Source organism: Epilithonimonas sp. JDS, assembly GCF_021261315.1.
In the GTDB taxonomy this organism is placed as follows: domain Bacteria; phylum Bacteroidota; class Bacteroidia; order Flavobacteriales; family Weeksellaceae; genus Epilithonimonas.
Genome location: NZ_JAJSAX010000006.1, coordinates 119,553 through 132,783 on the forward strand (window position 1 = coordinate 119,553; position 13,231 = coordinate 132,783).

Below are 13,231 nucleotides of genomic sequence, written 5' to 3' on the forward strand. Positions count from 1 at the left end.
AAATTTTATTGATTTTTCAATGAACAATAAGTAGGTAATTATTCAAAATTGATATTGTTGTTTTTCAATATTTTCAAAAAATCATCTTTCTTTCCTTCTTGTGACATAATCTGATAGATATTTCGGATAATCGATTCCGCGTCAGTTCTGTATGGAGACTTCATTTCAGTATACTTATTATATGCTTTACACATATAATCTAATGCTTTTTGATTGTCCTTTAGATGGTCATAATAAATGACACCAATTCCATAATCAACTTCTGGGTCGTCGAGATATATTTTTTTCAAATCCAAGTAAGCGTCAACAGCTTTTTGATATTCCTTTTTATAAATATAAACGATTGGAATATTTTGAAGTGGCATTTTGCCTGTCGGGTCAATTTGTAACGAACTTTGATAAGCTTTCAAAGCATCATCATAATTTCCTAACGCTCTGTTTGTAAATCCAATGTTATCCCAAGCAAATGGGAAATCGTGGTCTTCTTTAACAGCTTTTTGAAAATATTCTAAAGCCTTTTTGTGATTTTTAGCTTCATTTTCTTTGATTCCCAGATTATAAAAATCTAATGCTTTGTCATTTTCAGAAACAGAATGATTTGACTTTTTCTCGTTGGTATTTATTTTGTCATTCAGGCTCACACAGTTACTTCTCAGTTCTCTTTCCAATTCATAGTAATATTTCTTGAATTCGTTTGAGTTTTGATTGGTGTTGATTTCGATATTGACCTTTTTGTTACCAGTTTTCTCTACTTCTTTCTGTGATTTCAAAATTTTGATTGTCATCTGGTAAGCTGTGGTTTGCTTTTCAATACAATTACTAATGTCTGTGGAAACCTGTAAGCTTGTTTTATTTTTGATATTAATAGAGTCAATACAAAGACAGGCTTGATTTGATGAGGTTTTTAATAATTCTTTTTCTGAAGGAAGTAGTTCTGAGATTTGTGAAAATGCGAATAGACTGAAAAATAGAAGTAAAAGAGATAAAAGTGATTTCATATTTTAGGTTATTAGTTTAGTATTATTCCTTAATCTTCGACTTAAACTTCTTCTGATAACCTTCCCATTCCTGTCTGGATTTGATGGTTTTATAGTCGTTGGACGCAATCATCGAGAAGTAAGGTTCCACTTCTTTCGCTTTCAGAAATCCCGAAAGACTGGTAATCGGGTCGGTGTTTTCATCAAGGAAAACCATTGTCGGAATCATATTGATGTTCATATATTTCGAGAACTGATGAAGCGTGGATTTGCCTTTTTTGCCTTTGTAGTCTGGGTTTGTAAACTTGTGTCCAAGAAAATCGACGGTGGAATTTCCGTCGCTTTCAAACCTCACGGCGTAGAAATTTTCATTGATGATTTTCGCAATCTCGGGATGATTGTAGGTTTCGCTTTCCATCTCTTTGCAGGGCTCGCACCAGTCTGCGTAAAAATCGATAAGAATTTTTTTCGGTGCCTTTTTCTGAGCTTCCAGCGCTTGGGAAATTGTCATCCATTGGACTTGCGAAAATCCAAAGATGGGGAGCAAAAAGAGAATTAGTAAAAATGTGTTTTTTTTCATCTGTGTTTTGATTGTTGAAAAGGATTTTAGTTAAATCATTATCTCACATCTTGCATTAATTTTTTTACGAGAGGAGAAATCAAAATTAGCACAACGCCCGCAATTAAGGCATATAAACCCAATTGTTTGTATCCATCGGTGTAAGTGATGAGAGCGTCATAATTGTTGGCGCCAGTTTTCACTTTTGCCATTCCCGCACCGATTTGTCCCGCCACATATTGTCCATAGGCCGAAGCCAAAAACCACATTCCCATCATCATTCCCTGCAGTTTTTCGGTGGAAAGCTTTGTCATAATTGATAATCCGATGGGAGAGAGACACAATTCCCCGAAAGTGATTACCAGCAATGCAATTGTAAAAATATTTAGTGAAGTAATTCCTTGTAAAGTTGCAAAGAATTTGGTTGCGAAAAGCACGTAATATCCCAATCCAAGAAAGATAAATCCCAATCCAAATTTGATTAATGTATTCGGTTCCAATTTTCTTTTGCTCAGCCAAATCCACAGCAAACCAACGATTGGCGCCAGGAAAATAATAAAGAATGCACCTCCGGAATTGTTGACGCCATTCGGGTCTAATCCCAATAAATCTTTGTTCAGATTGTTCGCCGCGAAAATACTTAATGAACCTCCAGATTGCTCATAAATTCCCCAGAAAACGATTGAAAAAATGATGAAAACCAAAGCTGCCCAAAGTTTGTTTCTTTCGGATGAGCTTACTTTTGTCATTTCATAAAACAGATAAATCAGCGTCAAAGGACCGACTGTCCACATAAAATAATCGGTGTATTCCGGAACAGAGACCATTATCATAATTAATGGAACGAAAACTAAGGATAAGATATAAACGCTGTATTCATTCCATTTTGCTAATGGTGAGAAAGTACCGTCCGCATTTAATTTTTGAGGTTGAAGTCCGATTGGCCCTAATTGTCTTTGAGTAAAAATGAAATTAATTAAGGAAACTACCATCACGATGGCAGCCAAACCGAAAGCCACATTCCATCTTTTGTGTTCTGGAATCAAGCGTGATAACATTTCACCCTTTCCAATGGCGATGCAAAGATAACCGCCTAAAAGTGCGCCTAGATTGATTCCAGCATAGAAAAGTGAAAACCCGGCATCGGTTCTGGAATCTCCGGATTTGTATAATTTCCCAACCATTGTGGAAATATTTGGTTTGAAGAAACCTGTTCCTACAACAGTAAATGAAATCCCAAGGAAGAAATAATCGTGTGGATTGGTCGCCAGAATCAAACTTCCGACAATCATCAGCAATCCTCCCCAAAATAGAGACTTCCTAAATCCTAAAATCTTATCTGCAAAAAGTCCACCCACAAATGTGAATGCATAGACGAAAGCCTGTGTTGCGCCATATTGTAAATTCGCTTGCTCATCATCGAACTTGAGTTGTGAAATCATAAAGAAAACCAACATTCCACGCATTCCGTAGAAGCAGAAACGTTCCCACATTTCGGAGAAAAAAAGCGACCAGATTTGTTTTGGATATTTTCCTTTGAAGTCCTGTATTTGTTCGAGAGTGAGGTTCATTGTTTATAATTGATGGATGATAAATGATAATTGATTCAAATGTTGATGAAAAACAACAATAATTCAGATTTTCGCCATACGAATTTAACAAAAAACCACCGAATATTCGGTGGTTTTGTATAAGGTTATAAAATTTAATTATTAGTTGACGCCGTGCATCATTTTCTTCAAAATTGGAGAAATTAAAGCCAAGATAGCACCTGCAATTCCACATAGGATTACAAATACCATAAAGAACTCAAACAAATTATGGATTTCATATCCTACAAATGATGGATTTGCCATTGGTAACTGTTCTTTTGTAAAAGTTGCGACCTGTTCGGCAGTTAGAGTTACTTTCTTGTCCAAAACATCCTGAAGGTTGATTCCAAGCTCTTTCGCTTTGGTGAATTTGTCTCCAGTTGCTGGTAAGATGGCACCCAAAGTTCCCGATAATGCATAACCTGCGGCATTTGCGATGAAGAAAACACCATATAATAAGGATGCAAATCTTTTCGGAGCCAATTTACCTACCAAAGATAATCCAATTGGTGACAAACAAAGTTCTCCCATTGTCTGGATTAGATAAAGTAAAATCAACCATTTTACAGCCAACAAGCCGTTGCTTCCCAAATCTTTTACATTGTAGGCAATGATGAAGTAACTTAAAGCAATCAGTCCTAGTCCAATGGCTTGTTTCAGTGGAGAAACTGGTTCTTTTTTTGCGGCTCTTAACTTATCCCAAAGCATACTAAACGGAACTGCCAAAATGACAATGAACAATCCATTGAAAATCTGAACCATTGATGGTGGCATATTCCAGCCAAAGATATTTCTGTCCGTTTGGTTATCTGCAATGAATGTCAAAGATGAACCTGCTTGCTCAAAAGCTGCCCAGAAGAAAATGATGAAAAAGGAAACGATATATATTACCCAGATTCTATCTCTCTCCACTTTGTTTTCCGCAGAAGACATAATCAAAAATGCCAAAGCAATTCCCATAGAATAGATGAATGGATAAATTACGGCTTTCACAAATTCTCCCATCCCAACGGAACTAAAACCAATCTTATCTACAAATAGATATTGGAATCCAAAGAATGCCGCCACAAAAATAGCCACAGCAAAACCAATAGATTTCCCTGAGAAATTGGCCGTTTGCGCTTCTCCTTCTTCGAAATCCTCGGCCGTATTATTTTTTGGTAGACCACCGATAGGTCTTCCTTCCGGCGTTACCACATATTTATTTTTAAGGATAATAAATGTCACTGTTCCAATTGTCATCGCAATAGAAGCGGCCAAGAATCCCCATTTGAAAGCGTGGATGTCACGTACGCCAGCAGAGTCTTTAACATCTCCTATGAATGGACAGATGAACTGTCCAAGAAATGCACCCAAATTGATTCCCATATAGAAAATCGTAAATGCTGAATCTAACTTTGATTTTTCCTGTTTTGGATATAGACTTCCAACCATCGAAGAGATATTCGGTTTGAAAAATCCATTTCCGAAGATAATCACGCCCAGCGCAATCCACATCAGCATCTGTGCTGAGCCTAGGTCTGCTCCAAATGTAGAAGCACTCATAAACATCAGGAACTGTCCGATGGCCATCAGAGCGCCACCGACGATGATACAATATCTATTTCCTAAAAATCGGTCCGCAATGAAACCTCCCAGCATTGGTGTCAAATAACAAAGAGCCAGGAATCCACCATAGATGATGGTAACATCGCCTTCCTTCATCAATAGGGAGTTTACCATAAAGAGCGTCAATAGTGCTCTCATTCCATAAAAGTTAAAACGCTCCCACATCTCGGTTCCGAATAGAACCCATAGACCTTTAGGATGTCTAGAATTAGTCTGTATTGTATCCATTTTTAAATTGTTAAATTTTCTTAAAGGTAACAAATATAGTTTTTTTTCATAAACGGGAAAGCTAAATTGCGACGATTAACACAATTGCACCCGATAATCTTAAAATTATGGAAGTCAGAAAATCAAATCCGGAAGACATCAACCAAATAATGAACTGCATCGACACGGCCAGACAGCTGATGCGGGAAAGTGGAAACCTAATCCAATGGACCAATGGTTATCCTTCCAAGGAATTGATGTTGGATAGTATTGATAATGGATTTAATTTTTTGATTATCGAAAATGATGACATCGTTGCGACTTTCGATTTCATTATTGGTGATGACCCAAATTATGCAAAAATTGAAAACGGAACTTGGTTGAATGACGAAAAGTACGGCGTCATCCACAGATTGGCATCCAACGGAAAAACAAAAGGCGTCGCGAGATTCTGCTTCGAGTGGTGTTTTTCCCAATTCCCGAACATCAGAATCGATACGCACGAAACCAACATCGCGATGCAAAAAGTCTTGGAAAAACTCGGTTACGAAAAGTGCGGAATCATTTATGTTGCGGATGGAACACCGAGGTTGGCGTTTCAGAAAATTTAGACTGATAATAATTTGGGCAGCTATTTCCGCCTTCCACTCCCGCTATTTTTTGCCATCGCTTTTTCCAGCCGCAAAAAAAATGAGCTCCGTTCAAGTCGGGCTGCGACAATGCGGTGTTTAAATATTAATCAACTCCATTTTCCTTCATCACCTTATTCAGAAACTTCAACATAAAAATTCCTAAAATAAAAGCGAAAATCAGCAAGGCAAAATTCACAAGGAAGTAATATTCCTTATTTTCATAATTGTACCAAGTGCTGGCAAGAATCCCGGAAAGCTTGTTCCCGACTGAGTTGGCGAGGAAAAATCCACCCATCATCAAGGCTGTCAATCTCGCAGGGGACAATTTTGAAACGACGGATAATCCCATCGGCGAAAGACAGAGTTCACCAATCGTCACAACGCCATAACTGGCAACCAGCCAAAGCGGCGACACTTTCACAGCGCCATTATTTCCGGCAAACACAGCGCCCACCATCACAAGACAGGACAAAGCGGTGATGAAAAGGCCAATCATAATTTTCGTTGGCGTCGTCGGTTCTTTTCCGCGTTTTCGGAATATTGCCCAGAATCCGACAATCACCGGCGTGAGGACAATTACCCAAAACGGATTCACAGATTGGAAAAGTTCGGTATTGAAAAGGTAAACTTCCTGCTTAGGATTTGTTGCTAGCTGAGCGCGTTCTTCTGGATTTATATTTTTGAAATAAACATCTTTTCCGGAAACTTTCATCGTCTCACCAGCCTCATTTTTTTGCGAACGGAATTGGTCGTCGTAAACGGCAACTTCTTTGTCTTCATAGGATTTTCCGGTTGTTCCATCTTTTCCATCCAACATATAAATGCCACGCATCGGTTCCACCAATTTTTCAGGAATACTACGGTCTGTGTAGTAATTGGCCCAACGTGTCAGGGCTGTTCCGTTCTGTTTGAAAATCGCCCAGAAAAACATACAAACCAAGAATATCATCAGCAAGGCGCCAATCGACCTTTTCTCGTCCTGATGCGCTTTGAAGTAAAGTGAAACGTAAAAATAAATAACAGGAACACAGGCGAAAATAAACGCATCCGTGCTATCACTTCCAAAGATATTCCCTGGAACAATCCAACCAATGGCGCCGACAATCAAGGCTGGTAAAAATACTTTCAAGAGAACGTCGGAAATCTTGCTGTCGCCTTCTTTCGCCGCTTTCATTTCACAAGCGTGACGGATATGTTTCAACCCAAAACTGAAAATCACCAAGCCAATCAACATTCCAACGCCAGCCGCGATGAATGCCTCACCCCAGCCAAATCGGTTTCGCATATAGGCCGCAATAATGTTGCAGATAAATGCCCCAATATTGATTCCCATATAGAAAATATTGTAGCCCGTATCTTTATTTTTTTTGTAAGGTTCTTCTGAGTAGAGATTCCCCAGAATTGTAGAAATAGTCGGCTTGAAAAATCCGTTCCCGATTATAATTAATCCTAAGGAACCGTAGAATAAGGGTAGCTCTTTGAACACTCCCAATCCGATATAACCAGCTGCCATCAAAACGCCACCGAGATAAATGGATTTGATATAACCAAAAAGTCTTTCCGCCAAAAATCCACCAAGAAAAGGTGTCAAGTAAGTCAAGGCAATATAGGTTCCGAAAACATCATCCGCCATTTTATCTGGCAATCCAAGTCCGCCCTTGTCGCCGTTCGGTTCTATGACATACAGGACAAAAATCCCCAAAATCAAATAATAACCAAAACGTTCCCACATTTCTGTGAAAAATAGATAAGGTAGGCCTTTAGGATGTTTAGTTTTCATATGGTTTATTTTCTTGCGTCGTAAAAATAGAATTTTAAAATGAATAAAAAAATTTTAATAACTTTGATAAAAAGTAGTCCAAATGGCAATCACAATAAAACATTTAGAGGATAATATCAAAACACTTCCCGAGGATTTGTACGATGAGGTGAATGATTTTGTGGATTTTTTGAAATTCAAATATTCAGCAATTGAAAATCAAAATGAAGTTCCAGATTGGCAAATTGAGGAAACTAATAAAAGATTAAAGTATATTTCGGAAAACCCAACAAGCATCGTTTCAGAATCTGAAATGAGTGATTACATTGCAACGTTGAAGGATGAAAAGTAAAATTGATTTTTCTCCTTTTGTAAAAACAGATTTAAGGGAAATCAAAGATTGGTATAAGAAAATAAATAGGAAATTAGTCGATAGATTTTTTGAAGAGTTTGAAAATGAGATTGAATTTTTGATACAAAATCCTTTGTCAAAGGAAATTAAATATAATGACTGCAGAATTTGTTATCTGAAAAGTTTTCCATTTGGAATTCATTATCAATATTTTGATTCAAATCATTCAATCTTGATTATTGGTGTTTATCACACTTCAAGAAATCCTGAAATTTGGGGAAATAGATTATAAAAAATCCGCAAAAGAAAAACATCTTCTGCGGATTTTTTTATCTTCCAGCTTCGGTCTTCCGACTTCCAGCCTTTTACAAATTCTCCAAAATAAAATTCGTCATTTTCTCATAAAGCTGAGGTCTGGTTTGTCCGCCATAGATGCCGTGATTTTTGTCTGGATAAGCCATAAATTCAAACTGTTTTTTGTTTTGAATCAATGCCTCAGAAAACTCCATTGAGTTTTGGAAATGCACGTTGTCATCAGCTGTTCCGTGGATTAATAGGAATTTTCCTTTTAATAATTGTGCGAAAGTCGTTGGCGAGTTTTGGTCGTAACCGTCTGGGTTTTCTTGCGGTGTTTGCAGGAATTTTTCTGTGTAAACGCTGTCATAATATCTCCAGTTTGTCACCGGAGCCACTGCGATTCCCAATTTGAAAACGTCAGCACCTTTCGTCATTGCCAAGGAGCTCATATAGCCACCATAGCTCCATCCGAAGATTCCGATTCTTGATTTGTCTATATAGGATTGATTTCCAAACCATTGTGCGGAAGAGATTTGGTCTTCGATTTCATATTTCCCCAATTGTTTGTAAATCACTTTTTTGAATTTCGAACCTTTGAAACCAGTTCCACGGCCGTCCACACAAGCGACGACGTAACCTTTTTGAGCCAGCATTTCAAACCAGATTCCGTTTCCTCCGTCCCAAGAATTTGAAACTTGCTGAGAACCAGGACCAGAATATTGGAACATAAATAATGGATATTTTTTGTTCGGGTCAAAGTTTTTTGGTTTGATAATCCAAGCATTCAATTGGTCGCCTGCAGAGTTTGGAATGGTGATAAATTCCTTCGTCACAAAGCTGTCTTTCTGAAGTTTAGAAAGCAATTCATTATTGTTTTGAAGTTCCTTAATTTCCTTTCCAGACTCATCTTTCAAGACATATTTATAAGGTGTTCCAGCCGTAGAATTTGTATTAATGAAATAATTAAAAGTCTTGCTGAAACTTGCCGAGTTGTTTCCTTCAGGATAAGAAATCAAAGTCGTTTTACCAGAGTTGATATTCAGTTTGGAAACGACTTTATTCAAGCTTCCTTTTTCTGTGGTTTGGATGTAAGCTTCTTTCGTTTTTGGGTTGTAACCATAATAATCGGTGATTTCCCAATTGCCTTTTGCAACTTGTTTTTTCAATTTTCCGGCTTTATCGTACCAATACAATTGTCTGTAACCATCACGCTCCGAGGCCCAAAGGAAAGAGTTGTCATCCAAGAATTCTAAAGTCAGATTGTCGGTTTCTATCCAGGCGTTGTCGGTTTCCGAGAACAGTTTGGTTAAGTTTCCGGATTTTGTGTCCACTTTTATCAAATCAACTTTGCTGTGATGTCTATTGCTCGTGGCGATGACGATTTCGTTTGCATCGTTGGTTTTCCAGATTTGTGGAATATAATGATTTTCGAAACCTGCGATATTTAAAGTGGTAGTTTTCCCTGAATTTAATTGATATAATTGAGCAGAAACAGTCGAGTTGGTTTCTCCAGCTTTTGGATATTTGTATCGCATTTCGGTAGGATAAAGCGATTTTCCGTAGATTGGAATGTAGATTTCCGGAACTTTCGATTCGTCAAATTTCACAAAAACGATAGCGTCGCCGGCTTTGTTCCATTGATAATAATCTGCGTGACCAAATTCCTCCTCATAAACCCAGTCACCAAGGCCGTTGATGATAGAATTTTTCTTTCCATCATTAGTAATTTGCGTGATTTTTCCTGAAGTCAAATCCTGATAGAATAAATTATTATCTACGATGAAAGCGACTTTGCTTCCGTCCGGAGAGAATTTCGGTTCTTGGATGTAATTGCCATTATTAAGAGGCATTACTTTATTTGATTTCAAATCTTTGACATCAAATTTCCCCAAAAATGAATGTCTGTAAATCGACTCACTTTCTTTTTGCAACAAGATTTTGGATTCGTCGGCAGAGAAAATATACGATTCGAATTTTCCATCCACGATATTTCCGGATTTTTGAGACGTTTTGTAATTGTATTTTGCAATGCCGTCTTTCTCGATGGTGGCGTAGTTTTCGCCGTCATTCAAGGATGCAATTCCAGCAATTCCTTTTCCGCGATAATAGCCGGAATAGATTTTATCGAGCGTAATTTCTTGAGCATAAGTGTTTTGTGAGAGAACTGCTGTCATCGTAACGACAGCAAAAAGGACTTTCTTCATTTTTAAGATTTTAGAGTTGTAAATATAACAAAACAAAATTTTGAAAAAAATATCTATCTTTGAAATAACAATTTCTCTTTTATGGAAACTAAATATCTGACGGAGGCACACAAGCGCAACTCGGAAGCCGCAATCAAACAAATAAAAGAATGGAAAAAATCACCAGTCAATTTGGAGAATGCCTTGAAGAAGCTCAGAGAAAACGCCAAGGACAAAAAAGTCTAACACGTCACGAGCAAGAAGATTTTGAGAAACAAACAGCTTTTGATTATGCTAAAGCAAATGATTTGTGGATAGATAATTTCTATTCTCTTGGCAAACCGACGGAAGTAAGCGGATATGAAAATACGCTCGCCTTGGATGAAGAAAATGGCATCATTTACAAGTCCAACAATCTTTTTAATTCTGGTTTTCTGATTTCCAATCTTTTTAAGCAACTTACTATCCATAATATTCTTTTCCCAGAAACAAAGTACGATTTTGTTGGCTTCACAGGCTTTGACAATGGCAAAAATCGAGTGCCGTATGTTGAAGTTATTATCAAGCAAGATTTTGTGAAAAATGCCGTGCAGGCAACACCTCAGGAAATTGAAACTTTTATGCTGTCACTTGATTTTGATAAAATAAATAGCACGACTTTTTCTAATGAAACATATACTGTTTCTGATTTACATCCCAGAAATGTGCTGAAAGACCCTAACGGAATTATTTATGTCGTGATAATATAACGGCAGAAAACTAATCGTCTGTTTGTTGGAAATGTTGTTTTTAGTCAGAATCGTTATGCGTGAGGGATAGTAGTGGAAATCCTTTTTTGCGGGGGAATTGGTGTGGGAAAAAGATTGTAGCGGATAGCCCGACCCGAGCGGTGGCATTAGGGTTGGCGAGGGTCACGCCCAAATACTGATAACTGTCAATCGAAAACTATCAGCCAAATTTCTTATCTTTGCGCCATTATTTTTCTCACTTAAAACGTTTATAGCATGCAACTGTACAACACCTTAAGCGCAGAAGAAAGAGCCAGACTTATTGATGAAGCTGGTAAGGAACGCCTTACATTGTCTTTCTATGCGTATGCCAAAATTGAAAACCCAAAGAAATTTCGTGACGATTTATTTATAGCCTGGAACGCCCTGGATGCGCTTGGCCGAATCTATGTGGCGCACGAAGGAATCAATGCTCAGATGAGTGTTCCTGCGGACCAATTTGAGGCTTTCCGCAAGACGTTGGAAGCTTACGATTTTATGAAAGGCATTCGTCTGAATGTGGCTGTGGAGCAGGATAATCACTCATTTTTGAAGTTGACGATTAAAGTTCGAAACAAGATTGTTGCGGATGGTTTGAATGATGAGACTTTTGATGTGACGAATAAAGGAATTCATTTGAAAGCTCAGGAATTCAACGATTTGCTGGCGAATCCGGATACGATTGTGGTGGATTTCAGGAATCATTACGAGAGTGAAGTCGGTCATTTTGAAGGTGCGATTACACCGGATGTTGAGAATTTCCGAGAAAGTTTGCCGATTATCAATGAACAATTGCAGAATTTCAAAGAAGATAAAAACCTATTGATGTATTGTACTGGCGGAATCCGTTGTGAGAAGGCGAGTGCATACTTTAAACATCAGGGTTTTAAAAATGTTTACCAATTGGAAGGCGGAATCATTGAATATGCGCGTCAGGTAAAGGAAGAAGGTGTTGAAAGTAAATTTGTAGGGAAGAATTTCGTGTTCGATCACAGATTGGGCGAAAGAATTACGGACGATATCATTTCGCAGTGTCATCAATGTGGAAAACCTTGTGATAATCACACTAATTGTGCGAATGATGCTTGTCATTTGTTGTTTATCCAATGTGATGAGTGTAAAGCTATGATGGAAAACACTTGTTCTTCGGAATGTTTAGAAATCATTCATTTGTCTGTGGAAGAGCAATTGGCGTTGAGAAAAGGACTTCAGGTTGGCAATAAAGTTTTCCGAAAAGGGAAGTCTGAAGCTTTGAAGTTTAAAAATTCTGGTGATTTGACCGATAAACCTTTGGCTAAGGCAAAAGATATTCGTCAGAAGATAAAAGTGAAGAAAACCTTGATTGGAAAGGCGGAGCATTATTATACTAAATCAAAAATTGCTCAGTTTCTACTTTCAAATGAACTTTCTGTTGGTGATAAAGTTTTGATTTCAGGACCAACAACTGGTGAACAAGAGATTGTTATCAATGAAATGGTTGTTGATGGAAATTCGGTTCAAACTGCAAAAGCTGGAGACCAAATTACTTTTGAGCTTCCATTTCGAGTAAGATTGTCTGACAAATTGTATAAAATCTTATAAAATAAAGATGGATTTAAGTCTCAAAAAAAACGAACTTAGAACACTTTATAAAGCAAAAAGAATGGCCTTATCGCAAGATGAGGTCAATTTTTTGTCTAAAAAACTGCTAGAAAAATTTATTTTACAATTTAATCCTATTGAAAATCAAAAGGTTAATGTTTTTTTAGCAATTCAAAAGTTTAATGAAGTGAATACTCAGATTTTTATCAATTATTTTTTTGAAAATAAAATTAGAGTTTTTGTTCCGAAAATCCAAGGTGAAAAAATTATTTCTGTTGAGATTTTTCCTGATTCAGAATTTGAAATTAATAGTTGGGGAATCAAAGAACCAATTTCTAACAATGCTTCAAACGTAGAACTGGACTATGTTTTGACACCTTTGCTTTATTGTGATGCGTCAGGAAATAGAGTTGGCTACGGAAAAGGTTTCTACGATCAGTTCTTTTCTAAATATTCAAATACTGAAAAAAAAATCGGACTAAATTTCTTTCCTCCAAATGAAATTGTCACTGATGTTTTTGAAAAAGATGTCCAATTAGACATTTTAATTACTCCAAATCAGATTTTTGAATTTAATTAAAATACTGAGAATCAATTATATTAAATTGTAAAATGTTTTTACAAGGCTATTACAAGCTATTTTTTAATGATTTTTGTCAGACGGTGCTACTTTTGTCTTGTAATTATAACGAAAGATAATTCAAGAAACATAACAAT

Annotated in this window: 12 protein-coding genes; 6 read left to right on the forward strand and 6 right to left on the reverse strand. The window is 37.1% G+C overall.

Annotated features, from left to right (window positions below; translation table 11 throughout):
* Positions 1–38: 38 nt before the first annotated feature.
* The 4 genes from LUD75_RS15555 to LUD75_RS15570 form a co-directional block, all read right to left on the reverse strand.
* On the reverse strand, positions 39–998 hold the full coding sequence (locus LUD75_RS15555) for a tetratricopeptide repeat protein (protein WP_232706744.1): 960 nt from the start codon (positions 996–998) through the stop codon (positions 39–41).
* A 22-nt stretch (positions 999–1,020) separates the two neighbouring features.
* Positions 1,021–1,557 (reverse strand): thioredoxin fold domain-containing protein, encoded by a 537-nt coding sequence (locus LUD75_RS15560; RefSeq protein ID WP_232706745.1) that lies wholly within the window; start codon positions 1,555–1,557, stop codon positions 1,021–1,023.
* Positions 1,558–1,595: 38 nt separating this feature from the next.
* Positions 1,596–3,107 carry a peptide MFS transporter gene (locus tag LUD75_RS15565; protein ID WP_232706746.1) on the reverse strand — a complete coding sequence of 504 codons (1,512 nt, stop codon included), beginning with the start codon at positions 3,105–3,107 and terminating at the stop codon, positions 1,596–1,598.
* A gap of 141 nt (positions 3,108–3,248) precedes the next feature.
* Positions 3,249–4,964 (reverse strand): peptide MFS transporter, encoded by a 1,716-nt coding sequence (locus LUD75_RS15570; protein ID WP_232706747.1) that lies wholly within the window; start codon positions 4,962–4,964, stop codon positions 3,249–3,251.
* 107 nt (positions 4,965–5,071) lie between these two features.
* Between LUD75_RS15570 and LUD75_RS15575 the strand changes: the two genes are divergently transcribed.
* Positions 5,072–5,554: a GNAT family N-acetyltransferase gene (locus LUD75_RS15575; protein WP_232706748.1), complete on the forward strand. Its 483-nt coding sequence runs from the start codon at positions 5,072–5,074 to the stop codon at positions 5,552–5,554.
* Positions 5,555–5,678: 124 nt separating this feature from the next.
* On the opposite strand, the gene LUD75_RS15580 is transcribed toward LUD75_RS15575, so the two are convergent.
* A complete protein-coding gene (locus LUD75_RS15580) occupies positions 5,679–7,355 on the reverse strand; it encodes a peptide MFS transporter (RefSeq protein WP_232706749.1) in 1,677 nt (558 codons plus the stop codon).
* A gap of 82 nt (positions 7,356–7,437) precedes the next feature.
* Between LUD75_RS15580 and LUD75_RS15585 the strand changes: the two genes are divergently transcribed.
* Both LUD75_RS15585 and LUD75_RS15590 read left to right on the forward strand, forming a co-directional pair.
* Positions 7,438–7,686: a DUF2281 domain-containing protein gene (locus tag LUD75_RS15585; RefSeq protein WP_232706750.1), complete on the forward strand. Its 249-nt coding sequence runs from the start codon at positions 7,438–7,440 to the stop codon at positions 7,684–7,686.
* Positions 7,676–7,978 (forward strand): type II toxin-antitoxin system RelE/ParE family toxin, encoded by a 303-nt coding sequence (locus tag LUD75_RS15590; protein WP_232706751.1) that lies wholly within the window; start codon positions 7,676–7,678, stop codon positions 7,976–7,978. Before LUD75_RS15585 ends, LUD75_RS15590 begins: the two co-directional genes overlap by 11 nt.
* Positions 7,979–8,051: 73 nt before the next feature.
* On the opposite strand, the gene LUD75_RS15595 is transcribed toward LUD75_RS15590, so the two are convergent.
* Complete coding sequence (locus LUD75_RS15595; RefSeq protein ID WP_232706752.1) at positions 8,052–10,187, reverse strand: S9 family peptidase; 2,136 nt, start codon at positions 10,185–10,187, stop codon at positions 8,052–8,054.
* 149 nt (positions 10,188–10,336) lie between these two features.
* On the opposite strand from LUD75_RS15595, the gene LUD75_RS15600 reads away from it, so the two are divergent.
* From LUD75_RS15600 to LUD75_RS15610, 3 genes are all read left to right on the forward strand, one after another.
* Positions 10,337–10,915 carry a hypothetical protein gene (locus tag LUD75_RS15600; RefSeq protein ID WP_232706753.1) on the forward strand — a complete coding sequence of 193 codons (579 nt, stop codon included), beginning with the start codon at positions 10,337–10,339 and terminating at the stop codon, positions 10,913–10,915.
* Positions 10,916–11,170: 255 nt separating this feature from the next.
* On the forward strand, positions 11,171–12,514 hold the full coding sequence (locus LUD75_RS15605) for a rhodanese-related sulfurtransferase (protein ID WP_232706754.1): 1,344 nt from the start codon (positions 11,171–11,173) through the stop codon (positions 12,512–12,514).
* Between the two features lie 7 nt (positions 12,515–12,521).
* Positions 12,522–13,094, forward strand: coding sequence for a 5-formyltetrahydrofolate cyclo-ligase (locus tag LUD75_RS15610; RefSeq protein ID WP_262908223.1), 573 nt, complete (start codon positions 12,522–12,524; stop codon positions 13,092–13,094).
* The last annotated feature ends 137 nt before the right edge of the window (positions 13,095–13,231 follow it).

What these genes read in the sequence shown, in the direction of transcription:
- LUD75_RS15585 (WP_232706750.1), top strand. Translation starts at nt 7,438, where the DNA reads ATGGCAATCACAATAAAACATTTAGAGGATAATATCAAAACACTTCCC.
- LUD75_RS15605 (WP_232706754.1), top strand. Translation starts at nt 11,171, where the DNA reads ATGCAACTGTACAACACCTTAAGCGCAGAAGAAAGAGCCAGACTTATT.
- LUD75_RS15555 (WP_232706744.1), bottom strand. Translation starts at nt 998, where the DNA reads ATGAAATCACTTTTATCTCTTTTACTTCTATTTTTCAGTCTATTCGCA.
- LUD75_RS15600 (WP_232706753.1), top strand. Translation starts at nt 10,337, where the DNA reads ATGGAAAAAATCACCAGTCAATTTGGAGAATGCCTTGAAGAAGCTCAG.
- LUD75_RS15570 (WP_232706747.1), bottom strand. Translation starts at nt 4,964, where the DNA reads ATGGATACAATACAGACTAATTCTAGACATCCTAAAGGTCTATGGGTT.
- LUD75_RS15565 (WP_232706746.1), bottom strand. Translation starts at nt 3,107, where the DNA reads ATGAACCTCACTCTCGAACAAATACAGGACTTCAAAGGAAAATATCCA.
- LUD75_RS15560 (WP_232706745.1), bottom strand. Translation starts at nt 1,557, where the DNA reads ATGAAAAAAAACACATTTTTACTAATTCTCTTTTTGCTCCCCATCTTT.
- LUD75_RS15595 (WP_232706752.1), bottom strand. Translation starts at nt 10,187, where the DNA reads ATGAAGAAAGTCCTTTTTGCTGTCGTTACGATGACAGCAGTTCTCTCA.
- LUD75_RS15580 (WP_232706749.1), bottom strand. Translation starts at nt 7,355, where the DNA reads ATGAAAACTAAACATCCTAAAGGCCTACCTTATCTATTTTTCACAGAA.
- LUD75_RS15590 (WP_232706751.1), top strand. Translation starts at nt 7,676, where the DNA reads ATGAAAAGTAAAATTGATTTTTCTCCTTTTGTAAAAACAGATTTAAGG.
- LUD75_RS15610 (WP_262908223.1), top strand. Translation starts at nt 12,522, where the DNA reads ATGGATTTAAGTCTCAAAAAAAACGAACTTAGAACACTTTATAAAGCA.
- LUD75_RS15575 (WP_232706748.1), top strand. Translation starts at nt 5,072, where the DNA reads ATGGAAGTCAGAAAATCAAATCCGGAAGACATCAACCAAATAATGAAC.